The sequence below is a fragment of the Azospirillum sp. genome (assembly GCF_035628975.1).
Lineage (GTDB): Bacteria > Pseudomonadota > Alphaproteobacteria > Azospirillales > Azospirillaceae > Azospirillum.
Window position 1 is genome coordinate 1 of the sequence record NZ_DASPIS010000070.1, and the last position, 25,184, is coordinate 25,184.

Consider the following 25,184-nt stretch of genomic DNA (forward strand, 5'->3'; position numbering starts at 1 on the left):
GCAGTTCGACCTTGGCGGCGATCCCGTGGACGTCTCCTGCATCGGCATGGTGGTGAAGCTGACGGAGGAGGCCGGCCTCGTCGCCCGCTTCCAGTCGCCCCAGCCCTTCTACGAACGCAAGCTGATCGAGTACATGAAGGCCCTGAAGGGCCTGTAAGCGCGGGAATATGCCCGAAGATGGTGGTGCCGGGCGCCGGCTGCCACTATATCTATGGGCATGCCGATCCGTCTTCTCCCTGAAACGCTCGTCAACCGCATCGCCGCCGGCGAGGTGGTCGAACGTCCCGCCGCCGCCGTCAAGGAGTTGGTGGAGAACGCCATCGACGCCGGCGCCACCCGCATCGACGTGGTGGCGCGCGACGGCGGCAAGTCGCTGATCGCCGTCACCGACGACGGCTGCGGCATGACCCCGGACGAACTGGTCCTGGCGGTCGAACGCCACGCCACCTCCAAGCTGCCGGGCGACGACCTGCTCGACATCCGCTCCCTCGGCTTCCGGGGGGAGGCGCTGCCGTCCATCGGCGCCGTCAGCTGCCTGACCATCACCAGCCGCGCCCGCGGCGCCGACAATGCCTGGAGCCTGACCGTCGATGCCGGCGCCAAGGGGTCGCCGCAGCCGGCGGCGCTGGCCCAGGGCACACGGATCGAGGTGCGCGACCTGTTCGCCGCCGTTCCCGCCCGGCTGAAGTTCCTCAAGGCCTCCCGCACCGAATACGACCACATCGCCGACTGCCTGGAACGGCTGGCGATGGCCCATCCCGGCGTCGCCTTCACGCTCAGCGACGGCGGGCGCGGCGGCCTGCGGCTGAGCGCCGCGCAGGGGGACCTGCTGGACGCCCGGCTGACGCGGTTGGGCGCGCTGATGGGCCGCGATTTCCAGGAGAACGCCGTCCCGGTGACCGCGGCGCGCGAGGGGGTGACGCTGGCCGGCTGGATCGGCCTGCCGACGCTGCATCGCCCGACCGCCAAGCACCAGCACCTGTTCGTCAACGGACGCCCGGTGCGCGACAAGCTGATGGTCGGCGCCGTGCGCGCCGCCTATGCCGATTTCCTGCCGCGCGACCGCCACCCGATGCTGGCCCTGTTCCTGGACATCGACCCGCAGGAGGTCGACGTGAACGTCCACCCGGCCAAGGCCGAGGTGCGCTTCCGCGACCAGGGTCTGGTGCGCGGCCTGATCGTCGGATCGCTGAAGCACGCGCTGGCTGAGGCCGGCCACCGCGCCTCCACCACCGTCGGCCTCGCCACGCTGGGCGCCCTGCGGCCGGAGCCGTCGGGCGACGCGCCGGCGGACAGCGGCTTCACCCCCTCCCCCCTGCCCTACGGACGTTCCGGCGGCGGCTCAAGCGGCAGTTGGGGCGGTTCCTACACGCCGACCGCCGTGACCCGCGGTCTGGCGGAGCGCTCCGCCGCCTTCCAGGCGCCGACCCAGACCGGCCTGCCGCCGCTACAGGGCCGTCTCAGCGGCTTCGGCAACGGCTTCGCCCCCTCGGCCCGCCCGCCGGAATACCGCACCCCCGACCCGTCCGCGCACAAGCCGGAGCCTCCGCCCGACAGCCACCCGCTGGGCGCCGCGCGGGCGCAGGTCCACACCACCTACATCGTGGCGCAGACCCGCGAGGGCATCGTCATCGTCGACCAGCACGCCGCCCATGAGCGGCTGGTCTACGAACGGATGAAGGCCGCGCTGCTGGAGGGCGGCGTGAAGCGCCAAGCCCTTCTGATTCCCGAGTTGATCGAGCTGGACGAACCCTCCGCCAACCGCCTGCTGGCCCGCAGCGCCGAACTGGCCGAGCTCGGCCTGGTGATCGAGGGCTTCGGTCACGGTTGCGTGATGGTGCGCGAGGTCCCGGCCTTGCTCGGCCAGTCCGACGTGAAGAACCTGATCCGCGACCTTGCCGAGGAACTGTCCGAACTGGGCGACGCCCTGTCGCTGAAGGAGCGGCTGGAGGAGGTCTGCGCGACGATGGCCTGCCACGGCAGCGTCCGCGCCGGCCGCACGCTCAGCGTCGACGAGATGAACGCGCTGCTGCGGCAGATGGAGGCGACTCCGCACAGCGGACAGTGCAACCATGGACGGCCGACATACGTGGAGCTGAAGCTGGCGGACATTGAGAGGCTGTTTGGGCGGAGGTAGGGGGATTAGGCCAATCGAAGTCCGCTTTGCGCCAGGAGCGGACCTGTTGCGACTGTTGGAGTGCCGCCCCCCGTAAATCATGCTGAGCCCTTATGAAGTAGTTCGGCTTTGTAGATAAGGGGAAAGGTCATGCCTGAAATTCATCCCTTCTATCTGGCTCATCGCGATGCGATGGAGGGCGCCATGCGCCAGCGCCTCGATCTTGCCGAGACGATGTTGCGCAAAATCCCGCAGATCTCCGATATCGATAAAATCAAGCAAGAAGTGATGGATGAGTTTGAGATCGTCCTCACCCAGATGCCTTATGTTGGTGGTTCAGCCAGCCGTATGACTGATTTTTTCATGCGTTTACTGGGGTTCATCGCAATCGGACGCGTACTCCATCGGTATTGCGTAGCGCCCTCCCTGATCGGCGATATCGAACGAGAAAGCTATAAAGCTCAGTTGCTGACCATCCCAGAGGCCGAACGTCTCGCATCGGGGCAACAATTCATGTCTCCGGAAAATCAGATTCATATGCGCGAGCAGGCCGAGAAAAGCCACGCACTGGAGTACGCGGAAGACTTTGTCTATGACTTTGTCGAGCCGAGCCCAGGAGATAGTTTCGAGTTCGGAATCAATTACAAGGAATGCGGCTTTTGCAAGTTCGCTGGCCGATATGGCGATGACGAAATACTGCCCCACATTTGCGGCCTGGATTTCGAGGCTTACGCTACACGGGGCATTCACCTCGAACGGACACAAACGCTGGCCGGAGGCGCAAGCCACTGCAATTTCCGGTTCTCGCGACTCCCGGACGCCCCCTTCGACGATAAAACGCCTGGGCAGGAGGTGCGGTAGCATCGCCTCTCGACATAACTCCACGCGACAGTTCACTCCGTTACAGTCCTTGCTCCCACCTTGGGAGCGCTATAAGCTCTCCCCATGCGGATCATTTCACGCCGAACCCTGCGGGAGCATTGGGAGAAGCCCGGCCGGGGTGACAGCGAGGCGCCGTTGACGGATTGGTTCAACGTCGTTCGCAATGTCGATTGGCCGGATACCGCAGCCGTCAAGGCCCAGTTCCGCTCGGCATCCTTCGTGGGCGACCGGGTGGTCTTCAACATCGCCGGCAACAAGTACCGGCTGGTTGCCGGGATCGATTACCGCTACCGCACGGTTTATGTGAAATGGGTCGGTACGCATCGCGAATACGACGCCATCGACGTAAGGACGGTGTAATCATGGATATCCGCCCGATCCGGTCCGATGAGGACCACGCCGCCGCCCTGGAGGAGATCGAACGTCTGTGGGGCGCCGACCCTGATACCGCAGACGGTGCGCGGCTCGAAATCCTGATGATGCTGGTGGACGCCTATGAAGAGGCCAACCACCCGATTCCGCCGAGCGACCCGATCAGCGCCATCGAGTTCATGATGGACCAGCGCGGGCTGAGCCGGCACGATCTGGAACCGATGATCGGCAGTCGCGCCCGCGTCGCCGAAATCCTGAACCGCAAACGGGCCTTGACCTTGCCGATGATCCGGCGGCTGTCGGAAGGCCTGCACATTCCCGTCGATATCCTGGTGCGCGACTATCCTGTCCAGCGGGCAGCCTGACCAAACTCCCAAACACAAATGGGCGGCGCTCCTCTCCGAACGCCGCCCGCTCCCCTCAGTACCCCACAGTGAACCGCTTGCGCTCGTGCTTCGGCGTCTCGATCTCGTCGACCAGCGCAACGGCGAAGTCCTCGTAGCTGATCCAGCTGCGGCCGCTCTCGTCCGCCAGCAGCGTGTCGTCGGCCCGCCGGAACTTGCCCGTGCGTTCGCCCAGCACGAACTCGGCGGACGGCGACAGGAATGTCCAGTTCAGGTCGGCCTCGGCCTTGAGACGGTCGAGGAACTCAGCGCCCTTGGTGGCTTCGGCCTTGTAGGCTTCAGGGAATTCCGGCAGGTCGAGCACGCGCACGCCCGGCGCCACTTCCAGGCTGCCGGCGCCGCCGACCACCAGATAGCGCGGCACGCCGGACCGCTTCACCGCGCCGATCAGGCTGTCGGCATCGCCCATCAGGAACATCACGGCGCTGACCACCGCATCATGACCGGCCAGCAGCGGAGCCAGCGTCGCGGCGTCGTTGGCGTCGCCGGCCTTCACCGTCAGGCGGGGGGCGGCGGCGACCTTGGACGGATCGCGGACGATGGCGGTGACGCTGTGCCCGCGACGGAGCAGTTCGGCCTGGATGCGGCTGCCGGCGCGGCCGGCGGCACCGATGATGGCAACGTTCATGGCAGGTGTCCTCTCGACTGGTTTCCAATGGTGACTTGATGCCGATTCGGAAATCTGGTGTAAAGAAGGCACCTTTTCGTGACATGGTCACCTGCGCGTAACCGTCCAGATGACTTGCTTGGGAGTGGATGCGGATGGACAGAACCCTGCTGGGGCTCGGCGGCAAGCGGCCGTCGGAAATGGATCAGCTCCCCGACGCCTATGTCTCCGGCTGTCCGACGCGCCAGGCGCTGGACCGGATCGCCGACAAATGGACGGTGCTGATCCTCGGATTGCTGGAGGGCGGACCGATGCGCTTCAACCAGCTGCGCCGCGAGATCGAGGGCATTTCGCAGAAGATGCTGTCGCAGACGCTGAAAAGCCTGGAGCGCGACGGGCTGGTCAGCCGCAAGGTGTTCGCCACGGTGCCGGTCACCGTCGAATACGCCATCACCCCGTTGGGCGCCACGCTGGCCGAAACGTTGGTGCCTCTGCGGGTGTGGGCCGAGACCCACATCGCCCAGGTGCTGGAGTCGCGCGCCGCCTATGACCGGGACGAGGGAGATGTCCCGGCCCGGCTCGACGTTGCCTGAGTTCCGGTCGCCTGACTTGCGGTCGCCTGAACTCCGGTCACCCGGCTCCGGCGCCCGTCACTTCCCGGGCTTTTCCTCCGCCTCCGTCCGGCGCAGCAGGTAATCCAGCCCGCCGACGCGGAACCAGCGATAGCCGTAGGCCTCCAGAACCAAATGGTGGCGGCCCTCGCCGTCGGGTTCGCTGTGCTCCTCCGACAGCAGGTTGACCAGCCGGCAGGTCTCGCCGTGGCCCTCCACGTCCAGCACGATCTCGCAGGGCTTGTCCGACAGGTTGTGCAGGACGACCAGGCCGTTGTTGCGCCAGTCATAGCGCAGCGCCAGCACCTCCGGCCGGCCGGTCTTCAGGATCTGAAAGTCGCCCCATCCGATTTCCGGGCATTCCTTGCGCATGCGGATGATGCGCTCGGTCCAGTTCAGCATCGATTCAGGGTCGCGGCGCTGCACCGCGGCGTTGACCCGCTCATAGCCGAAGACCCCGCCGCTGATCACCGGGATTTCCGGCTCGTCCGACTTGGTGAAGCCGCCATGCGGTTCGTCCGACCATTGCATCGGCGTGCGGGCGCAGTTGCGCTCCGGCAGCGACAGGTCGTCGCCCATGCCGATCTCGTCGCCGTAGCGGATGACCGGCGTCCCCGGCAGGGTGAACATCAGGCTGTAGGCCAGCTCGATCCGCCGCCGGTCGTCGTGCAGCATCGGCGCCAGCCGCCGCCGGATGCCCCGGTCGTAGAGCTGCATGCATTTGTCAGGCCCGAATGCGGCGAAGACGGCCCGGCGCTGTTCATCTGTCAGGCGGCCGAGATCCAGTTCGTCGTGGTTGCGCAGGAAGCAGCCCCATTGCGCGGTGGCCGGGCGCGGCTTCGTCACCTTCAGCGCCTTGATCAACGGGGCCGTATCGGCGGTGGCCAGCGCATAGAACAGGTTCTGGTTGACCTGGAAATTGAACACCATGTGGCAGCGGTCGCCGTCGCTGCCGAAATACTCCAGATCGTCCTCCGGCAGGATGTTGGCCTCCGCCAGCAGAACGGCATCGCCGCGGCGCCACTGCACGAATTCGCGGAAGCTGCGCAGCATGCCGAACTGTTCCCGAGGCTTGGTCACGTCCGCCCCCTTCTCCGCGATGATGAAGGGAACGGCGTCCATGCGGAAGCCGGCGACGCCCAGCTGGATCCAGAAGCCCATGATCTTCAGCAGCTCGGCATGCACCTCCGGATGGGCGGTGTTCAGGTCGGGCTGGAATTTGTAGAAGCGGTGGAAGTACCAGGCCTTGGCCTCGCGGTCGTAGGTCCAGGTCGATTCCTGCACGCCGGGAAACACCATGCCGGTGTGGGCATTGTCCGGTTTCTTGTCCGACCAGACATACCAGTCGCGATATTTGCTGTTCGGATCGCTGCGGGCCGCCTTGAACCAGGGATGCTGGTCGGAGGTGTGGTTGATCACCAGATCGATGATCACCCGGATGCCGCGCTGTTCGCAGGCGTGGGTGAATTCCACGAAGTCGCCCAGCGTGCCGTATCGCGGATCGACCGTGTAGTAGTCGGCGACGTCATAGCCGTCGTCCTTCATCGGCGAGGTCTGGAACGGCCCCAGCCAAATGCAGGTCACGCCCAGCCCGTGCAGATAGTCCAGCCGGCGCAGCAGCCCCTGGAAATCGCCGATCCCGTCGCCGCTGGCGTCCATGAAGGTCGACAGCGCCAGATTGTAGATCACCGCATTCTTGTACCAGAGGTCCCGGATCATGGCCGTTCCGTCCCGCGTCGTGCCGGTGCCGATCGCCGTCCCGATGCGGGATCGACAGGCGGGCAACAGCGGCAAGGCCACTTTGGTTGCGGGGCAATGTTGCTGATGGGGCTGACCATTTGGGGCAGTAGCACTGCGGCAAAGTTGCAGGTCAGGCACCCGGTATCTGGCATGCAAAACTTTTTGCGATGGTATGCCAGTTTGCTTATGTTGCGTTACAGCATGGCCCTGGCTTGGCCGGCGGATATTGGCCGCCGTAACCGTTGCTTTTCCGGGTCATGCGCTGTTGACCCTTGTCGATCCCCCTCCCCTGGCCCCTCCCTTACGAGAAGGATGCTCCGCCATGATCGAGACCCAGGCCCTTCTGTTCCTCGCGCTGACCGGCATGATCGGCCACGCCGTCTACATGGCCAGCGGCCGTGGCGGCTTCACCGTGATCGAGCCCGAGAAGGAAGAGACGGAGGAGGAGACCATCCTGTTCACCTCCGACCGCTTCCAGCAGACGCCCCAGAAGAAGCCCGGGACCGAAAAGGGCGAGGATCGTCCCTTCTGGCTTGAATGACGGACGGGCCGGGACCGCTTGTCGCGTCCCCGGCCCGTCGCCTGTCTTGTCTCCTAAGTCGACCCCTCAGGCCGATCCCTTACGCTTGTGCTCTTGGCCGTCGGTTCTTCGGCCGCCGGCCCTTCAGCCGTTGGCGGTACCTGTCGCCACCCCGACCGGGACGCCGCGGGCTGCCTCACCCTGTTCCTCACGGCGTGCCAGTTCTTCGTTGCGGGCATGGTGGCGGGCCAACATCGGCTTGAGGACCAGCAGCGCACAGGCCGCGGCGGTGAGGTCCATGGTGGCGGTGACGTACAGCACGGTCGCCCAGGTGCCGGTGGCTTCCATCAGCAGGTTGCCCAGCGGGACCAGCAGGGCGGCGACACCCTTGGCGCAGTACAGGACGCCGTAGATCTTGCCGGCATGCTTGGTGCCGAAGGTGTCGGCCGAGGTGGCGCTGAACAGGCTGTACACTTCACCCCAGGCCAGGAAGACCATGCCGCTGAGGATCAGGAACATCATCGGGTCGTGGCCGAACTTGCTGAGCATGATGATGCCCAGGCCTTCCAGGGTGAAGGCGACGAACATGGTCGCCTCACGGCCGATGTGATCCGAGATGAAGCCGAACAGCGGACGGGAGATGCCGTTCATCACGCGGTCCAGCATCAGGGCGAAGGGCAGAGCCGCCATGGTGATGCCCAACACGCTGACCGGCGCTTCCTTCACGCCCAGATCGTGGGCGATGACGCCCAGCTGGGCCACTGCCATCAGGCCGCCGGTGACGGTGCCGATGAACATCGCCCACATCACCCAGAACACCGGGGTGCGGATGGCTTCGCCCAGCGTGTAGTCGCGGCGGGTCTGGGCGACCTTGGTGGAGGCCTTGACGTGCTCCTTCTGCGGCATGCGCAGGAAGAAGGCGGCGGCGATGATGATCGCGCCCTGCAGCAGGCCGAACCAGAAGAAGGTGGTCTGATAGCCGCTGCTGTGGATCATCGCGGAAATCGGCAGGATGGTGAGGGCCGAGCCGGCGCCATAGCCGCCCGCCGTCAGGCCGACCGCCAGACCGCGCTTTTCCGGGAACCACTTCAGCGCGTTGTTGACGCAGGTGGCGTAGACGCAGCCGACACCGATGCCGCCGATGGCCGAGCCGACATACAGCATGCTGAGCGAGCCGGCATAGCTGTCGATGACCCAGGACAGGCCGGTGAAGAAGCCGCCGGCGCCGACGATCACGCGGGGGCCGTACTTGTCGATGAAGTAACCCTCGATCGGCGTCAGCCAGGTTTGCACGACGACGAAGATGGTGAAGGCGGTCTGGATCGAAGCGCGCGTCCAGCCATGGGTCGCCTGGATTTCCGGGACGAACAGCGTCCAGGCGTACTGGATGTTGGCCGCAGCCACCATGCAAACGATGCCGACGACGATCTGCATCCAGCGGACTGTATCGGACACCGGCGCCTGAGCCGCCGCCGGTTGTGAATTCATATGAGCCATCGTGCCTCCCAATGATCTTGCCTGAGCCGGTGGCGCGGCCCCTCTCCCGGGGACCGGCACACCAATCACGATTGCGGAATGACCCGGACGGACCGCTCTTGCTGACGGTTCCATTCCGGAACTCGGCGCGGATGCCGACAATCGCTCGGAGTTCGATTGTCCCGGTTTTGGCATGCCAGATATGTAATCTGGTATGCCAAAACCGGGGACAGAAAGACCCGGACGGACGGTCCGACGCCGTATGCACACGTACTGACCAAGTAAAACTTACACCTCGTGTCGCTCAGAATGTCCGGTCCACATCGGTTTTTGTGTCCGATCACTCGGTGCGACGCACATCCTGTAAAAAGAAGCCGTGCCGGTACCTGCACGGCCCCCTCGAACGAGGGTGTGCAGTCTTAGGAGATAGATAGATGCCGCCGTTTCCATAGAGGAACCGCATCGGCGACACATAATCTTTTACTCGGATTGTTTTGGAACTCAACAGTCCGTTTGGGCTTTCCGCATGATGGAAAAACGCCGGGGACCGTCTTGGAACGTGCGGCATTCGCCCGACCCGGCCATGGTCCGCGGGCGCGAAAAATGAAACTCGGGCTTGGGAAGGCGAGGCGGGTGGCCGGGCGGGAAAGGAAAAACCGCCCTGGCGGGGGTCAGGCCGGGCGGCGGACCGTCAGGAAAGCGACGCGGGTATCGCCGTAGCGGCGTTCATCGACGGCGATGAAGCCGTCGGGCAGAGGCAGGGGATCACGGTCGGCCACCTCGACCACGGCGAGAGCGCCGTCGGCGAGCCAGCCGGCCTTCAGCAGCCCGTCCAGCGCACGCGGCGCCAGATCCTGGCCATAGGGCGGATCGAGGAAGGCCAGCATGCAGGACCGCGGCGCGGTCGGCGGCTTGGTGGCGTCGGCGCGCAGGATCCGCGCATTGTCGGTTTCCCGCAGGGCATCGACATTGGCGCGCACGGCATCCAGCGCCGGCCGGCCCATGTCGAGGAAACCGCACCAGGCGGCCCCGCGCGACAGGGCCTCCAGCCCCAGTGCGCCGGTGCCGCAAAAAGCATCGACGACTGCGGCGCCCTCGAACTCGGGCGCCCAGTCGGCATGGGCCAGGATGTTGAAGATGGCTTGCCGGGTGCGGTCGGTGGTGGGGCGGGTGTCACGCCCGCCCGGCGCCACCAGACTGCGGCCGCGGTGCTTACCGCCGACGATCCGCACGAGGGCGCTCCGTCCGTCCGCCGGCACCGCCGCCCGACCTGTCGCCGGGGCCGCCGGCCTTCGGCCCGCCCTTCGGACCCGGACCGGCACCCTTCGGGCCCGCGGACCTGGAGCCCGCCGATTTCGGGCCGGCAAACTTGGCGTCCCTCGGCTTGTCGTCCCTGGGCTTCGAATCCCTGGGCTTGGCATCCCGGGACCTTGAGCTCTCGGAACGGGCGCCCTCGGAACGGGCGCTCTCGGAACGGACGCCCTCGGAACGCGGGCCGTCCGACTTCGCGGCACCTGCCTTGAACCCGCCCGGCTTCGGCCCCCGCGGACCGGCCGCACCGGCCGGCTTGGCGGCGTCGCGGCCTTCGGGCTTGCCGGGACGACCGGATTTGGCCGCCACTCCACCGAGCGACAGCGTGGCGCGCGACGAGGTTCCGCGCCGCGCCGGCTTGGCTTCTTCAACGCGGGCGGCTTCGGCCTCGTGCCGCTTGGAGGCGGACCGCGGCGCACGCTTCGGCGCGGCCCTGGCATCCGTCTTCGCATCCGTCTTCGCGTCGGCCTTGCCACCCGGCCGGCCGCCGGATGCCGACTTCGCCGGAGCGGCCTTCACCGCCGCGTCGGCTCTCGCCTTGGCGCGCTGCTTGGTGCCGGACTCGGTCGACTCCGCCCCTTCGGGGGTGCCGAAGAAGGGGGCGATCTGTTCGCGGACGACGCGCTTCGGCACCTCCTCGACGGCGCCCTCCTCCAGCTTGCCGAGCTGGAAGGGACCATAGGCGACGCGGATCAACCGGTTCACCTGGAGCCCGAGCGCCTCCATCACCTTGCGGATCTCGCGGTTCTTGCCTTCCTTCAGGCTGACCGTCAGCCAGGCGTTGCGGCCCTGGACGCGGTCCAGCACGGCCTCGATCGGGCCGTACTTCACGCCTTCGATGGTCGGCCCCTTCTCAAGCGCCGCCAACTGCCTCTCGTCCACCTCGCCGAAGACGCGCACGCGGTAGCGGCGGGTCCAGCCGGTGGCCGGAAGTTCCAGGAAGCGGGCCAGCTCGCCGTCGTTGGTCAGCAGAAGCAGGCCTTCTGTCGTCAGATCGAGACGGCCGATGGAGACCACGCGCGGCAGGTCGGCCGGCAGCCGGTCGAAGACGGTTTCGCGCCCCTTCTCGTCGCGGGCGGTGGTGACCAGCCCCGACGGCTTGTGATAGCGCCACAAGCGGGCGGGTTCCGGCTCCGGAATGACCTTGCCGTCGACCTGGACGATGTCGCCGGGGCGCACGACGCAGGCGGGGCTGTCGAGCACGCGGCTGTTGACCGCGACGCGGCCCTCGGCGATCCAGCGTTCGGCGTCGCGGCGCGAGCAGAGGCCGGCGCGCGCCAGTCGCTTGGCGATGCGTTCACCGCCATTATTGGCGGAATCGGATTTCTTGGCAGTATCGGAGCGGTCCATGGCCGGACCATAGGGCCTGGACGCGCCGCCCGCAACACGAGTCCGGCGCCCGGACACCGGAATCCGGTTGACGCGCTCGGCGGCCGGTTGGCACCCTGCCCGGCCATGCCGTCTCCCCGCTATATGGACCTCGCCTTCGCCGCCGCCGAGGCCGCCGCCGCGCGCGGCGAGGTGCCGGTTGGCGCCGTCGTCGTCGATCCCGCGACGGGTGCCGTCCTCGCCACCGCCGGCAACCGGACGGAGGAGCTGTGCGACCCCTCCGCCCATGCCGAACTGCTGGCGATTCGCGAGGCCTGCGCGCAACGCGGCCAGCCACGCCTGCCCGGCTGCGACCTGTATGTGACGCTGGAGCCCTGCGCGCTGTGCGCCGCCGCGATCAGCTTCGCCCGCATCCGGCGGGTCTATTACGGCGCCTACGATCCCAAGGGCGGCGCCGTGGACCATGGCCCGCGCTTCTTCGCCCAATCCACCTGCCACCACGCGCCGGAGGTCTACAGCGGCATCGGCGAGACGCGGGCGGGCGTGCTGCTGCGGGATTTCTTCAGGCAGCGGCGGTAACGCCTGCCCAAGCAACGAACGGCTCGAAGGCACCCCGACCGTGCGCACAATATTGTTTCTGCAGCACTGCAATATAATTTCCGAAATCCGCGCCCATGCAGGCACAATTCCCAGTCATCGAACTTGGATGAAAATCCCAGGCACTCAACAACCGCCGACATGATTCGTGTAAAAACGATATATTCTGTTAAGTGTTTGTTTAGCGAATATATGCGCATGATGGGCTGACCGCTTCCAGCCATCAGGAGTTACGAATGTTGTCGTTCCGCAAGCCGCAGGACAATCAGGCGGCCGAAGAGTTGGCCCTGCTGGGCCGCCATGCGGGCGTCGGGCTGTGGGACGCGGTGATCCACAACGGCGATCCGATGCACGCGCAAAGCCAGTGGCACTGGTCGCCGGAGTTCCGCCGGCTCGTCGGCTTCGACCGCGACGACAAGGCGGGCTTCCCCGACAAGGTCGGTTCCTGGGCCGACCGGCTGCATCCGGACGATGCCAAGCCGACCTTCGACGCCTTCATGGCCTGCCTGAACGACCGCAGCGGCCGCACCGGCTATGACGTGAACTACCGGCTGAAGGTGAAGGACGGCAGCTATCGCTGGTTCCGCGCCATCGGCGGCGTCGCCCGCGACGGCAGCGGCCTGGCCCTGCGCGCCTGCGGCTCGCTGATCGACATCGATGCGGAGCGCAGGGAACTGGAGCGCGCCAAGCTGCTCGACCGCCATGCCGGCGTCGGTCTGTGGGACGCGATCTTCCACAACGGCGACCCGATGCATGCGCAGAGCCGCTGGCACTGGTCGCCGGAGTTCCGCCGTCTCGCCGGTTTCGACCGTGACGACACCATCGGCTTCCCCGACGGCGTCAATTCCTGGGCCGACCGGCTGCACCCCGACGATGCCAAGGGGACCTTCGACGCCTTCATGGCCTGCCTGAACGACCGCAGCGGCCGCACCGGCTACGACGTCGATTACCGCCTGAAGCTGAAGGACGGCAGCTATCGCTGGTTCCGCGCCATCGGCGGCGTCGCCCGCGACGGCAACGGCCTGGCCTTGCGTGCCTGCGGCTCGCTGATCGACATCGACGGGCAGAAGAAGGCCGAGTTGCGGCAAGCGGAGATGGACGGCGAGCGCCGTCGCAGCGTCACCACCCTTGCCGAATCGCTGGACCGCGAGGTCGGGACCGCCGCCGACCGCGCCACCGCCAACGCGCAGACCGTCGCCGCTGCGACGGAGGAGCTGTCGGCCTCCATCTCCGACATCAGCACCCGCGCCAACGAGGCGTCCGGCGCCTCGCTGAAGGCATCGGAGGAGGCGAGCCGCACCAACGCCGCGGTGGAGGCGCTCGTCACCTCGGCCGAGCGCATCGGCGCCATCACCAAGCTGATCAACAGCATCGCCTCGCAGACCAACCTCTTGGCCTTGAATGCGACCATCGAGGCCGCCCGCGCCGGCGAGGCGGGCCGCGGCTTCGCCGTCGTGGCGAACGAGGTGAAGTCGCTGGCCCAGCAGAGCGGCAGCGCCGCCGACGACATCGCGGCGCAGATCGCCTCGGTCCAGCAGGAGGCCCTGCACGCGGTCGACGCGATCCGCCGCATCGGCTCGATCGTCTCCGACGTCCAGCAGATCTCCACCACCATCGCCGCCGCCGTGTCGCAGCAGGAGTCGGCGACCAAGGAGATCGCCCACAGCGTCACCCGCGTCGTCCGCGACATCGAGGTGGTGTCGCAGAACATCGCCACCGCGTCGGAGCGTCTGCGGGCGTGATGCGGACATGAAGAAGGGGGCGCAGCGATGCGCCTCCTTCTTCCGGTCGAAGCATCATACCGCGGGACGCGTCAGGGAGCAGCGGTCAGTAGAGAGCGGACATCAGCGAGAAAACGTTCGGCGTTGGAAAGATGCTTGGCCGCACGTTCACGCGCCAGCGGGTCGACGGTTCCGTTCACACCGGAACTCCCTGTTCCCGCACGGTCCGGATCAACGGGTGTTGAGACGTGCGCAATGTCCGTATCGACCAGACGAAGGGTTGAACGATTCTGCCCGCTTCCATGGTGGGAACGAAGGCGATGTCCATGACGCGGTCCGCTTCCTCCAGCGGACCCGCCGGTTCGTCCTTCAGGATCACCGCCAAATCCAGATCGGAGTCCTCGGTGTAATCGTCGCGTGAGCGCGACCCGAACAGCAGGATGGACTCCAGACGGGAGCCGAAGACAGCTTCGGCCCCCTGGCGGAATGCGGCAATGGCCGCGCGGGTCTGGGGAGCGGTGTCCATAGCGGAGCAAACGGCGTCTGTTGGGACCAGGCCCAAAATAGCCCTTTCATGACTATTTTTGTAGCTGCTTACCGCCCCACCGCCCGCCAGCCGATGTCGCGTCGGCAGAAGCCGTCCGGCCAGTCCAGCGCGTCGACCGCTTTGTAGGCCGCCGCCTGCGCCTCGGCCACCGTGGGCGCAAGCGCGGTGACGCCCAGCACGCGGCCGCCGACCGACAGAACCCGGCCGTCCTCGGCGCGCTTGGTGCCGGCATGGAAGACAGTCACCCCGTCCACCGCCCCGGCCTTGTCCAGCCCGCGGATCTCGGTGTTCTTGGCGTAATCGCCGGGATAGCCGTTGGCCGCCATCACCACGCACAGCGCGGTCTGGTCGTGCCAGCGCAAATCGATGCTGTCCAGCACCCCGTCGGCCGCCGCCACCAGCGCCGCCAGCGCATCGGACTTCAGCCGCATCATCAGCGTCTGGCATTCCGGGTCGCCGAAGCGGACGTTGAACTCCAGCGTCTTCGGCACCGGGCCGTCCGGCGTCTGCATGATCATCAGGCCGGCGAACAGCACGCCCTTGAAGGGCTTGCCTTCCGCCGCCATGCCCTTGACCGTCGGCAGGATGATCTCGCGCATCACGCGGTCCTGCAGGTCGGGGGTCAGCACCGGGGCCGGGGAATAGGCGCCCATGCCGCCGGTGTTGGGGCCGGTGTCGCCATCGCCGACCGCCTTGTGATCCTGGGCCGAGGCCAGCGGCAGCGCGTTCTCGCCGTCGCACAGGGCGAAGAAGCTGACCTCCTCGCCGTCCAGGAACTCCTCCACCACCACTTCGGCACCGGCGGCGCCAAAACGGCCGCCGACCAGCGCGTCGTCGATGGCCTCGAACGCCTCCTGCTCGGTGCGGGCGACGGTAACGCCCTTGCCGGCGGCCAGACCGTCGGCCTTCACCACGATGGGCGCGCCGTGTTTGCGGACATAGGCCTTGGCGGCTTCCGGATCCTTGAAGCGTTCGTAGAAGGCGGTGGGCACCCCGTATTTCGCCAGGATGTCCTTCATGAAGCCCTTGGAGCCCTCAAGCTCCGCCGCCGCCGCGCTCGGCCCGAAGGCCTTGACGCCCAGTGCGGTCAGCCGGTCGACCAGCCCCAGCACCAGCGGGCCTTCCGGTCCGACGACGACGAAGTCGATGGCGTTGTCCTGGACGAAGCGCACCAACGCGTCGATATCCTCCGACCCGATTGCCACCAGCGTGGCGACGTCGGCGATGCCGGCGTTGCCCGGCGCGCAATACAGCGCGTCGCACAGCGGCGAATTGGAAATGGCCCAGCAGAGCGCGTGCTCACGACCGCCCGATCCGACGACGAGGACTTTCATGGGGTGGCGCTCCTTCCGCCTTGTTGCGAACTGCGCGCCTTGTATCATGGCGGCGCCCCAACTCAAGAGCGCCATGACCACCGACTCCGACTCCACTCCCCTGATCGCCCCGGAGCCGCGCCCCGGTTCCAACCTGCCGGAATTCACCGTCGGCGACCTCGCCCGCCGGCTGAAGCGCAGCATCGAGGATGAATTCGGCTTCGTCCGCGTCCGCGGCGAGATCAGCCAGCCGAAGAAGCACAGCTCCGGCCACTGCTACATGCGCCTGAAGGACGACACCGCGGTGATCGAGGCGGTGTGCTGGCGCGGCACCATGGCGAAGCTGGCCGTCCGGCCGGAGGAAGGGCTGGAGGTCATCGTCACCGGTCGCATGACGACCTACCCCGGCCGCTCGCAATACCAGCTGATCGTCGAGTCGATGGAGCTGGCCGGCGAAGGCGCGCTGCTGAAGATGTTGGAGGAGCGCAAGCGCCGGCTGGCGGCGGAGGGGCTGTTCGACCCCGCCCGCAAGAAGCGCATCCCCTTCCTGCCCGACGTGATCGGCGTCATCACCTCCCCCACCGGGGCGGTCATCCGCGACATCCTGCACCGGCTGAACGACCGCTTCCCCCGCCATGTCCTGCTGTGGCCGGTCGCCGTCCAGGGTGAGCGCGCGGCGGCCGAGGTGACTGCGGCCATCGAGGGCTTCAACCGCATCCAGCCGGGAAGCCGGGTGCCTCGCCCGGACCTGATCATCGTGGCGCGCGGCGGCGGCTCGCTGGAAGACCTGATGGCCTTCAACGAGGAGAATGTGGTCCGCGCGGCGGCGGCCAGCGCCATCCCGCTGATCTCCGCCGTCGGGCACGAGACCGACACCACCCTGATCGACTTCGCGTCGGACCTGCGCGCCCCCACTCCGACCGCCGCGGCGGAAATGGCGGTACCGGTGCGCGGCGAACTGATGGCCCAAATCCTCGACGACGAGCGCCGCCTGCTCGCCTGCGCGTCACGCGCGGTGGAGGACCGCCGCAACCGGGTGGAGGGGCTGGCCCGCGGGCTGGGCGATCCCCGCGCCCTGCTGGAAGGCCATGCCCAGCGGCTGGACGACCGGGCCGAACGCCTGAACCTCGCCGCCTCTGCCCTGCTGGAGCGGCGCCGCACCCGCGTCGGCGAACTTGCCGCCAAGCTGCGCCACCCGCGCGAGAAGCTGGCCCAGGCCGGGCAAAAGCTGGCGTCGGAGAGCCGGGCGCTCGACTCAGGTCTGCGCCATGCCCTGACCACCGCCGGCGGACGGTTCGAGCGCGTCGCCGGCCGGCTGTCGCTGACCCCGGCACGGGTGAAGCTGGACGAGGGCACTCGTCGTGTCGCCGACCTGACGCCGCGCCTCGACCGCAGCTATGCCAAGGGCGTCGCCGACAAGGCGGCCAAGCTGGCGTCGCTGGGCCAGCTGCTGGAGAGCTACAGCTACAAGGGCGTGCTGGCCCGCGGCTTCGCCCTGGTCGAGGACCGCGACGGTCGTCCCGTGACACGCGCCGATCAGGCGACTCCGGGTCTGGCCGTCAACATCGTCTTCGCCGATGACGCCAAAGTTGCAGCAACCATCGACGGCGGCGCACCCAAGGCGGAGGCAAAGCCGGAAATCAAGGCCGAGCCTAAGCCAGAACCAAAGCCCGAGCCGAAGCCTGAGAAGAAGGCCAAGCCGCGGGTGGCGCCGGTGCAGGGCACGCTGTTCTGACGGCATCGCCCTGCCGGCCGCAGCCTTGTGTCGCAGGGCGTCGCAGCAGGCGACCCTTCCCAGGCGGCATCCGCCGGGACTAAAGCCATCGGCTTCTCAGGTTCGCTCCGGACATTCCGGGGCGAGCCGCCCTCCGATGGCTGATCGATGACGATTGTCCCGCGCGACTGCGACGTCCTGGTGATCGGGGGCGGGAACGCAGGGCTCTGCGCCGCCATTTCCGCCCGCCGCTCCGGTGCCGCAGTCACCCTGCTGGAAAGCGCGCCCAGGGCGTTGCGTGGCGGGAACGCCCGCCATTCCCGCAATTTCCGCGTCATGCATGACAGGCCGACGCCCTGGCTCCAGGGCAGTTACCCCGCGCAGGATTACTGGTCCGACCTGGAAGCGGTGACGGACGGCGCGGCCGACGAGAGGCTGGCGCGCCTGCTGATCGCCGAGTCCGCCGGAATCATCGACTGGATGAACGAAAACGGAGTGCGGTTCCAGAGCGGCGCCGACGACGCACTGCCCTATTCGCGCAAGACCGCCTTCTTCCTCGGCGGCGGCAAGGCGCTGGTGAATGCGCTCTACGCCGCCGCCGAAGCGCTGGGCATCACAATCCACTATGACAGCGAGGCCTGCGCGCTTCATGCGAAGGGCGGGCTGCCCTCCGTCACCGTCCGCCATCCCAGGGCCATGCGCGTGATCCGGACGCGGGCGGTCGTCGTCGCCTCCGGCGGGTTCCAGGCCGACCGCGACTGGCTGCGCGACCAGTGGGGCGACGCGGCCGACGGCTTCGTGATCCGCGGCACCCCCCATGCAACGGGCACCATGTTGAGGGCGTTGCTGGAGGACGGGGCACGGCCGGTGGGTGCCGCCGGCCATTGCCACATTGTCGCGGTGGACAGCCGCTCCCCCGGCTTCGACGCCGGCATCGTCACCCGGCTGGACGGGATCGCCCACGGCATCGTGGTGGACCGCGACGGCCGCCGCTTCGCCGACGAGGGCTCCCACACCGGGCCGACGCGCTTCTCGGTCTGGGGGGATCGGGTGGCGCGCTGTCCGGGCGCCGCCGCCTTCTCGATCTTCGATGCCGCCATCGAGCAGCGCTTCCGCCCATCCATCTTCCCGGCGATCCGCGCGAACGGCATCGGCGAACTGGCGCTGAAGCTGGGCATCGAACGCCAAGTGCTGGAAGCCACGGTGAACGGCTTCAATGCTGCAATCGGCGGCGATGGCTCCACCTTCGGCCTCCAGCCGCCGAAGTCGCGGCTCGCCGCGCCGATCCTGGTTCCGCCCTTCGGCGCCTATCCGATGCGGGCCGGCGTCACCTCCACCTGCCTCGGCGTGCGGGTCGATCAACATGCGCGGGTCCTGCGGGAGGAGGGAGAGGCCATCGACGGCATCTTTGCCGCGGGCGTGATCATGGCGCCCAACATCCTCGGCCGCGGCTATCTGGCGGGAAGCGCCATGTCCATCGGTGCGGTGTTCGGGCGCATCGCCGGGCGGGAGGCCGCGGCCTATGCGCTGCACTGACGGTCCGCGGGAGCAGATCGCGGAGGAAGCGCGGCGGGCGCTGGAGATCTGCAACGCCTGCCAATACTGCAACGGCTATTGCGCCGTGTTCCGGGCCCTGAAATCGCGGCGGCAGGTGGGAACGGCCGACATGGTCTTCCTGGCGAACCTCTGCCACAGCTGCCGGTCCTGCTATCACGCCTGCCAATACGCCCCGCCGCACGCCTTCGGCGTCAACCTTCCGAAGAGCCTCAGCCTGGTCCGGCAGGACTCCTACCGCGACCATGCCTGGCCGCCGGTCCTGCGGGGGCGCCTGCGCTATTCGGGACGAGCGGTCATCGCCGCCGCCCTGCTGGCGGTGGGAGCCCTGTCTTTGACCGCGGTTCTGTCGGTTCCGGCAGAGACGCTGTTCGGTCAGCACTCCGGCCCCGGCGCGTTCTACCGGGTGGTGCCGTGGGAGATCATGGCCGGACTCGCCGGAATCGTAATGCTGTGGTCACTGCTGGCCATCGGCTTCAGCGTCGCCGCATTCTGGCGCAGCATGGGGCCGGCGCCCTCCGGCGTGTCGCTTCTGCCGGTGTTGCGGGAGACGCTGCGCGATGCCGCCACCCTGCGCAATCTCGGCGGCGGCGGGGCGGGATGCGACGGGCGGGATGGCGGGCTGTCCCAGGCGCGGCGGCGCTGCCACCATGCGCTGTTCTACGGCGTGGCGCTCTGCTTCGCCGCCACCGGCGTCGCCACGCTGTACGACCATCTGCTGGGCTGGCAGGCGCCCTATCCGCTTTTCAGCCTGCCGGTCCTGCTGGGCAGCCTGGGCGGGGCCGGGATGCTGGCCGGCACCGCCGGACTTGCCCTGCTGAAGCGCCGGGCCGATCCGGGTCCGGTGGCGGCGAGCGTGACCGGCGCCGACTACGCGCTGCTGGCGCTGCTGTTCCTGACGGCAGCCAGCGGCTTCGCCCTGCTGGCTCTGCGCGAGACGGCGGCGATGGGACCGCTGCTGCTGATCCATCTCGGCATCGTGCTTGGCGTCTTCGCGACGCTGCCCTATGGCAAGTTCCTGCACGCGCCGTTCCGCGTCGCCGCCCTGCTGCGGGCGGCGATGGAACGGCAGGCCGAAGCCCGCGACCGGCCGCCCGCCTGAAAAGGCGGGAAGACCGCCGGTACGGCCCGGCCTCAGCCCTGTTCGCCTCAGACCGGGCCGGCGAAGCTCCACCGCAGGGTCTCGCCGCTGCGGAAGGGCAGGACGGCATCGCCCTCGCTGACCAGGATCAGGTCGGGAGCGACCGACGGGCGGCGCTCCAGCGCCACACGCTCCTCGCTGACCGGCATGTTGTAGAAACGCGGGCCGTTCAGGCTGGCGAAGGCCTCCAGCTTGTCGAGCGCCCCGGCCTCGTCGAAGGCCTCGGCATAGAGTTCCAGCGCGTTGGCGGCGGTGAAGCAGCCGGCGCAGCCGCAGGCGGATTCCTTGGCGGTGACGGTATGCGGGGCGGTGTCGGTGCCCAGGAAGAAGGGGCCTTCGCCGGAGATCGCCGCCTCGACCAGGGCAACCCGGTGCGTCTCGCGCTTGGCGATCGGCAGGCAGTACAGGTGCGGGCGGATGCCGCCCTGGAAGATGTGGCTGCGGTTGATCAGCAGATGGTGCGCAGTGATGGTGGCGCCGATCCGGCCGCCGGCGGCATGCGCCCGCACGAACTGCGCGGCATCCGCCGTCGTCACATGCTCCAGCACCACCCGCAGGGTCGGATGGCGTTCCACCAGCGGGGCCAGGATGGTGTCGATGAACACCGCCTCGCGGTCGAAGATGTCGACCGACTGGTCGGTCACCTCGCCATGGATCAGCAGCGGCATGCCGATTTCCGCCATCCGCTCCAGCACCGGATTGAGGCGGGCGATGTCGGTGACGCCATGGGCGCTATTGGTGGTGGCGTTGGCCGGGTAGAGCTTGGCGGCGGCGAACACCCCATCCTTGAAGCCCTGCGCCAGATCGGCGGCGTCGGTGCCGTCGGTCAGGTAGGCGGTCATCAGCGGGGTGAAGGCGACGCCGTCCGGCAGGGCCGCCAGGATGCGCTCGCGGTAGGCCACCGCATCCGCGGCCGTCGCAACCGGCGGCTTCAGGTTCGGCATCACGATGGCACGACCGAACTGGCGTGCGGTGAAGGGCAGAACCGCCTTCAGCATGGCGCCGTCGCGCAGATGGACATGCCAGTCGTCGGGACGGCGGATGACAAGACGGTCGTTGGGCATGGCAGAGGTCCCGGCGCTGGAGTCGAGGGGGCGGTGAAGGAATGGACGACGTTCTATCGCCATCGCCGCCGCTACTCAACAGAGGCGGTCCCTTCCCCTCGTTCCTCACAGCGCTGCGGCAAAAGCGCCGCCCAAGGTTGACCCGCCCGGAAGGGCCTTGGTCGCGTCTTTGATATATTAGTATGTTACAGGCGTGCCGACGCGGTGCGGCGCCCGTCTCCCGCCTCGACACGAGGGCACCTGCCCCACTCCAAAGCAACGGCAAAGCAAGGGTTGCGTCATGAGGAAATGGACAAGTGGCGTGTTTCTGCTTCTGGTCGGCGTGTCGACCGGCGCCCTGGCGGCGTCCGGCGAGCCGGCCGGCTATGTCGAACTGAAACGGGAGAATTTCCAGAAGGAGATCGACGGCAAGCAGGTCGATCTCTACACCCTGACCAATGCCAAGGGCATGGTGGTCAAGATCACCAACTATGGCGCCAAGGTCGAACAGATCCTGGTTCCCGACCGCAACGGCAAGCTGGGCGACGTGGCGCTCGGCTATGAAGGCCTCGATCAGGTGATGACCGGCCAGCCCTCCATGGGCGCCTTCATCGGCCGTTACGCCAACCGGCTGGGCGGCGGCAAGTTCGCCATCGACGGGCAACAGTATCAGGCCTCGCTCAACGACGGCCCGAACAGCCTGCATGGCGGCAAGAAGGGGAGCCGCTTCGTCGTGTTCGACGCCAAGCAGATCGACCCGCAGACGGTCGAGATGCGCTACACCTACAAGGATGGCGAAGAAGGCTATCCCGGAACCGTGCCGTCCCGCGTCGTCTACAAGGTGACGGACGACAACGCGCTGGACATCTCGTTCGATGCGACGACCGACAAGCCGACCATCGTCAATTTCACCAGCCACGTCTTCTTCAATCTGGCAGGTGAAGGCAACGGCAAGATCCTGGACCACCGGCTGCAGGTCAACGCCTCGGCCTTCACGCCCGTCGACTCGACGCTGATCACCACCGGAGAGATCCGGCCGGTGAAGGACACGCCGCTGGACTTCACCAAGCCGCAGGTGGTCGGCGCCCGCATCACCTCCAGCTACGACCAGCTGGGCTTCGTGAAGGGATACGACCACAATTTCGTAATCGACAAGAAGCCGGGCGAATACGGCCTGATGGCCCGCGTGGCGGAGCCGGTGTCGGGCCGCGTGATGGAGGTCTACGGCACGCAGCCGGGCATCCAGTTCTACTCGGGCAACTTCCTGGCCGGCGCGGTGCCGAAGGACCAGGGCAAGGGCGGCCATCTCTACGGCCTGCAGGAAGCCTTCTGCCTGGAGCCGCAGGTCTTCCCCGACTCGGCCAACAAGGCGAACTTCCCGTCGCCGGTGCTGCGGCCGGGTGAGACCTACAGCGGCCGGATCACCTACAAGTTCCTGACCGAAAGCTGACGATCGGACCGCCCCCACCCGCCGGCCGGCGTTGGCGGGTGGGGGCGGCCGCTTTCGTCGGCTTTACTGGATGTTGGTCGAGGTCTTCACGCCCAGGATGCCGTCGATCTTCGCGGCCTGCTCGGCGGTCACCGGCTTGCCGCCGATGGAGGCCAGCTGCTGGCGCGCTTCGGCGACGGCCTTGTCGCGGGCGGCGCCGTCCTTCAGCGCATGGGCGGCCAGCATCTGCTCGTGATACTTGCCGAGCTGGACAGACAGCTGGTCGGACGGCTTGGCGCCCAGCTCCTTGGCGACGGCGTCGGCCTGGGCCTTGGTCACCTCGGCCTTCGGGGTGGCCGCGACCTGCTCATGCTTGGTCTTGCCGGCGTCGGCCTTGGTGGCATCCGCCTTGGTGGCGTCCGCCTTCGGGGCATCGATCTTGGTGGCTTCGGTTTTGGTGGCCTCGCTCTTGGTGACGGCCTTCTGCTCGGCTTTCGGAGCCGGGGCGGGGGTCGTCGTCGTGGAGTCGGTCGTCGCGGCGGGGGCCGGCGTGGCCGGAGCGGCCGGTGCGACCGTTGCCGCACCCGCGCTCAGCACGGGGGCCGTCGCCATCAGGACGACGAACGCAAAGGTCGAAACGGACGAGCGGACATGCGACCCAAAGACGGTGCCGGACATTTGGTTTCTCCATTTCGGTGAGCGATCCGCGCTGCGGGATCGTGCTTAGATGAACGCAGCCCCGCCCCCGTTCATTCCACGCCCTTCCAAAAAATTTTCGTGTCCCCCGAAAAATTCTCCGCTGCAGGTGACGGGGCCGGCGAAAGGGGCTAGAAAACGCACGCTTTTCCTATCCAAGCGCGGACCTTCTCCGATGAGCCTGATCACGCCCCGCACCCCGCCCGGAACGATGGAGCTGCTGCCGCGCCAGCAGGTGGCCTTCCAGCGCATGCTGGACACCATCCGCCGCGGTTACGAGCGGTTCGGCTTCGTCCCCGTCGAAACCCCGGTGTTCGAGACGGTGGACACGCTGCTGACCAAGTCGGGCGGCGAGACGGAGAAGCAGGTCTATTTCGTCCAGTCGACCGGCGCCATCCAGCAGGGCAACAAGCCGGAGCTGGCCCTGCGCTTCGACCTGACCGTGCCGCTTGCCCGCTATGTGGCGGAGCATGAGCGCGACCTCGCCTTCCCGTTCCGCCGCTACCAGATCCAGCGGGTCTACCGCGGCGAGCGGGCGCAGCGCGGGCGCTTCCGCGAATTCTACCAATGCGACATCGACGTGATCGGCAAGGACAGCCTGTCCGCCCATTACGACGCCGAGATCCCGGCGGTGATCCACCATGTCTTCACCGAGCTGAATTTCGGCGGCTTCACCATCAACGTGAACAACCGCAAGATCCTGCTGGGCCTGCTCGATGGGCTGGGCGTCGCCGACGCCGACACCCGCGTGCTGGTGCTGCGCGAGATCGACAAGCTGGACAAGATCGGCCGCGACAAGGTGCGCGCCAGCCTGCTCGACCTCGGCGTGACCGAACATGCCGCCGACACCATCCTGTCGCTGATCGACATGAAGGGCACGAATGCGGAGACGCTGGCGGCGCTGGGCGCGCTGGACATCGAGAACGCCATTTTCCGCGAGGGCGTGGGCGAGCTGACCACCGTCATCGAGGGGCTGAACGCCTTCCAGGTGCCGGAGGGGACGGTCCGCATCAACCTCGCCATCGCGCGGGGCCTCGATTACTACACCGGCACCGTCTACGAGACCTTCCTGAACGACCATCCCGGCATCGGTTCGGTCTGCTCCGGCGGGCGCTACGAGAATCTCGCCAGCCACTACACCAAGTCGAAGCTGCCGGGCGTCGGCATCTCCATCGGCGCCACCCGCCTGTTCTACCAGCTGATGGAGGCCGGCCTGATCAAGGACGCCGCCCCCACCGCCCAGGTGCTGGTGACGCAGATGGACCCGGCCCTGTCCGCCGACTATTTCCGCATGGCGAGCGAGCTGCGCGCCGCCGGCATCAACACGGAAATCCAGCTGGACGGCGGCAAGATCGCCAAGCAGATGAAATACGCCGACCGCGCCGGCATCCCCGTCGTCCTGCTGATGGGCTCCGACGAGAAGGCCCGCGGCACCGCGACCCTGAAGCATCTGGTCAAGGGCGAACAGGTCGAGGTCCCGCTGGCGGAGTTGGCGGTGCGCGCGAAGGCTCTGCTGGAGGGGTGAGGACAGCATGAGCGCCTATCCCGCCGCTTCGGACAAGACGGCCGACCTGCTGCGCCACCTTGCCGGCCGTCCGGGCCATGACGAGGTCAAGGCCGGTTTCCGCCAACTCCTGATCGAGGAGTTCGGGGCCGAAATCGACGCCATCCGCTTCGAGCACCGGGTACCGGAGGTGCGCGGGCGGCTGGATGCGCTGATCGGCCATACGGTGTTCGAGGCGAAGCGCGACCTCGAGGCCGAATGGCGCGACGTCGAACGGAGGATGCCGGAGTATCTCGCCGACCGTGAAAGAGCGGAGGGCGAGCGGTTCGTCGGCATCGCCTCCGACGGGCGGCAATGGGTGGTGACGGAACTTCAGGCCGGCAAGCTGGCGGTGGTCAAGCGCACCACGCTCGACCCGGAAAAGCAACCGTGTCATGATGGCCCTGGGGATGAACCGGAGGTGCTCCCGGTCAAGGCTCGCGCTGGCGCGCGCCCGCCCTTCGGGCGGCTTCGGCCTGGACCGGTGCGCGCCTCCGGTTCGGTGGGCTTGGCATGCG

At 67.5% G+C, this 25,184-nt stretch carries 23 protein-coding genes; 14 read left to right on the plus strand and 9 right to left on the minus strand.

From position 1 onward, the window contains the following. Nucleotides 1-217: 217 nt before the first annotated feature. From mutL to VD964_RS15890, 4 genes are all read left to right on the plus strand, one after another. Nucleotides 218-2,137: a DNA mismatch repair endonuclease MutL gene (mutL, locus tag VD964_RS15875; RefSeq protein WP_324869508.1), complete on the plus strand. Its 1,920-nt coding sequence runs from the start codon at nt 218-220 to the stop codon at nt 2,135-2,137. Between the two features lie 129 nt (nt 2,138-2,266). Continuing rightward, complete coding sequence (locus VD964_RS15880; RefSeq protein WP_324869509.1) at nt 2,267-2,977, plus strand: L-2-amino-thiazoline-4-carboxylic acid hydrolase; 711 nt, start codon at nt 2,267-2,269, stop codon at nt 2,975-2,977. 84 nt (nt 2,978-3,061) lie between these two features. Then, a complete protein-coding gene (locus VD964_RS15885) occupies nt 3,062-3,358 on the plus strand; it encodes a type II toxin-antitoxin system HigB family toxin (RefSeq protein WP_324869510.1) in 297 nt (98 codons plus the stop codon). A 2-nt stretch (nt 3,359-3,360) separates the two neighbouring features. Next, the gene (locus VD964_RS15890) at nt 3,361-3,735 is read left to right on the plus strand and encodes a helix-turn-helix domain-containing protein (RefSeq protein WP_324869511.1); all 375 of its coding nucleotides are present in this window, start codon (nt 3,361-3,363) and stop codon (nt 3,733-3,735) included. Nucleotides 3,736-3,790: 55 nt separating this feature from the next. On the opposite strand, the gene VD964_RS15895 is transcribed toward VD964_RS15890, so the two are convergent. Next, the gene (locus tag VD964_RS15895; RefSeq protein ID WP_324869512.1) at nt 3,791-4,402 is read right to left on the minus strand and encodes an NAD(P)-dependent oxidoreductase; all 612 of its coding nucleotides are present in this window, start codon (nt 4,400-4,402) and stop codon (nt 3,791-3,793) included. Nucleotides 4,403-4,536: 134 nt separating this feature from the next. Between VD964_RS15895 and VD964_RS15900 the strand changes: the two genes are divergently transcribed. Further along, a complete protein-coding gene (locus VD964_RS15900) occupies nt 4,537-4,974 on the plus strand; it encodes a helix-turn-helix domain-containing protein (RefSeq protein WP_324869513.1) in 438 nt (145 codons plus the stop codon). Between the two features lie 57 nt (nt 4,975-5,031). On the opposite strand, the gene VD964_RS15905 is transcribed toward VD964_RS15900, so the two are convergent. Next, the gene (locus VD964_RS15905) at nt 5,032-6,711 is read right to left on the minus strand and encodes an alpha-amylase family protein (RefSeq protein WP_324869514.1); all 1,680 of its coding nucleotides are present in this window, start codon (nt 6,709-6,711) and stop codon (nt 5,032-5,034) included. A 343-nt stretch (nt 6,712-7,054) separates the two neighbouring features. On the opposite strand from VD964_RS15905, the gene VD964_RS15910 reads away from it, so the two are divergent. Then, nucleotides 7,055-7,273, plus strand: a complete 219-nt coding sequence (locus VD964_RS15910) for a hypothetical protein (RefSeq protein WP_014248193.1) — start codon at nt 7,055-7,057, stop codon at nt 7,271-7,273. Nucleotides 7,274-7,396: 123 nt separating this feature from the next. Here the strand turns inward: VD964_RS15910 and oxlT are convergent, their stop codons facing one another. The 3 genes from oxlT to VD964_RS15925 all read right to left on the minus strand — a co-directional run bounded on the left by oxlT (nt 7,397) and on the right by VD964_RS15925 (nt 11,389). After that, on the minus strand, nt 7,397-8,740 hold the full coding sequence (oxlT, locus tag VD964_RS15915) for an oxalate/formate MFS antiporter (RefSeq protein WP_310112795.1): 1,344 nt from the start codon (nt 8,738-8,740) through the stop codon (nt 7,397-7,399). A 659-nt stretch (nt 8,741-9,399) separates the two neighbouring features. Then, the gene (gene rsmD, locus VD964_RS15920) at nt 9,400-9,960 is read right to left on the minus strand and encodes a 16S rRNA (guanine(966)-N(2))-methyltransferase RsmD (RefSeq protein WP_324869515.1); all 561 of its coding nucleotides are present in this window, start codon (nt 9,958-9,960) and stop codon (nt 9,400-9,402) included. Beyond that, a complete protein-coding gene (locus tag VD964_RS15925) occupies nt 9,941-11,389 on the minus strand; it encodes a pseudouridine synthase (protein ID WP_324869516.1) in 1,449 nt (482 codons plus the stop codon). Before VD964_RS15925 ends, rsmD begins: the two co-directional genes overlap by 20 nt. Nucleotides 11,390-11,494: 105 nt before the next feature. On the opposite strand from VD964_RS15925, the gene VD964_RS15930 reads away from it, so the two are divergent. Both VD964_RS15930 and VD964_RS15935 read left to right on the plus strand, forming a co-directional pair. Then, a complete protein-coding gene (locus tag VD964_RS15930; RefSeq protein WP_324869517.1) occupies nt 11,495-11,947 on the plus strand; it encodes a nucleoside deaminase in 453 nt (150 codons plus the stop codon). A gap of 254 nt (nt 11,948-12,201) precedes the next feature. Beyond that, nucleotides 12,202-13,707: a methyl-accepting chemotaxis protein gene (locus VD964_RS15935; protein ID WP_324869518.1), complete on the plus strand. Its 1,506-nt coding sequence runs from the start codon at nt 12,202-12,204 to the stop codon at nt 13,705-13,707. 175 nt (nt 13,708-13,882) lie between these two features. Here the strand turns inward: VD964_RS15935 and VD964_RS15940 are convergent, their stop codons facing one another. Then, entirely contained in the window at nt 13,883-14,212 is a 330-nt protein-coding gene (locus VD964_RS15940) for a nucleotidyltransferase domain-containing protein (protein WP_324869519.1), read from the minus strand. A gap of 68 nt (nt 14,213-14,280) precedes the next feature. Further along, nucleotides 14,281-15,567, minus strand: coding sequence for a phosphoribosylamine--glycine ligase (gene purD, locus VD964_RS15945; RefSeq protein WP_324869520.1), 1,287 nt, complete (start codon nt 15,565-15,567; stop codon nt 14,281-14,283). Nucleotides 15,568-15,640: 73 nt separating this feature from the next. On the opposite strand from purD, the gene xseA reads away from it, so the two are divergent. The 3 genes from xseA (at nt 15,641) to tcuB (ending at nt 19,916) form a co-directional block, all read left to right on the plus strand. Further along, nucleotides 15,641-17,281: an exodeoxyribonuclease VII large subunit gene (gene xseA / locus VD964_RS15950; protein ID WP_324869521.1), complete on the plus strand. Its 1,641-nt coding sequence runs from the start codon at nt 15,641-15,643 to the stop codon at nt 17,279-17,281. Between the two features lie 147 nt (nt 17,282-17,428). Continuing rightward, nucleotides 17,429-18,796 carry an FAD-dependent tricarballylate dehydrogenase TcuA gene (gene tcuA, locus VD964_RS15955; protein WP_324869522.1) on the plus strand — a complete coding sequence of 456 codons (1,368 nt, stop codon included), beginning with the start codon at nt 17,429-17,431 and terminating at the stop codon, nt 18,794-18,796. Beyond that, complete coding sequence (tcuB, locus tag VD964_RS15960) at nt 18,783-19,916, plus strand: tricarballylate utilization 4Fe-4S protein TcuB (RefSeq protein WP_324869523.1); 1,134 nt, start codon at nt 18,783-18,785, stop codon at nt 19,914-19,916. Before tcuA ends, tcuB begins: the two co-directional genes overlap by 14 nt. Before the next feature lie 47 nt (nt 19,917-19,963). Here tcuB and pyrC read toward each other — a convergent pair whose 3' ends face one another. Beyond that, nucleotides 19,964-21,019 carry a dihydroorotase gene (gene pyrC / locus VD964_RS15965; protein ID WP_324869524.1) on the minus strand — a complete coding sequence of 352 codons (1,056 nt, stop codon included), beginning with the start codon at nt 21,017-21,019 and terminating at the stop codon, nt 19,964-19,966. Between the two features lie 301 nt (nt 21,020-21,320). On the opposite strand from pyrC, the gene VD964_RS15970 reads away from it, so the two are divergent. Next, on the plus strand, nt 21,321-22,448 hold the full coding sequence (locus VD964_RS15970; protein ID WP_324869525.1) for an aldose epimerase family protein: 1,128 nt from the start codon (nt 21,321-21,323) through the stop codon (nt 22,446-22,448). Between the two features lie 63 nt (nt 22,449-22,511). On the opposite strand, the gene VD964_RS15975 is transcribed toward VD964_RS15970, so the two are convergent. Further along, nucleotides 22,512-23,105: a hypothetical protein gene (locus tag VD964_RS15975; RefSeq protein ID WP_324869526.1), complete on the minus strand. Its 594-nt coding sequence runs from the start codon at nt 23,103-23,105 to the stop codon at nt 22,512-22,514. 193 nt (nt 23,106-23,298) lie between these two features. On the opposite strand from VD964_RS15975, the gene hisS reads away from it, so the two are divergent. Both hisS and VD964_RS15985 read left to right on the plus strand, forming a co-directional pair. Then, nucleotides 23,299-24,648 (plus strand): histidine--tRNA ligase, encoded by a 1,350-nt coding sequence (gene hisS, locus VD964_RS15980; protein WP_324869527.1) that lies wholly within the window; start codon nt 23,299-23,301, stop codon nt 24,646-24,648. 7 nt (nt 24,649-24,655) lie between these two features. Then, on the plus strand, nt 24,656-25,184 hold a 529-nt coding region (locus tag VD964_RS15985), incomplete at its 3' end, for a hypothetical protein (RefSeq protein WP_324869528.1).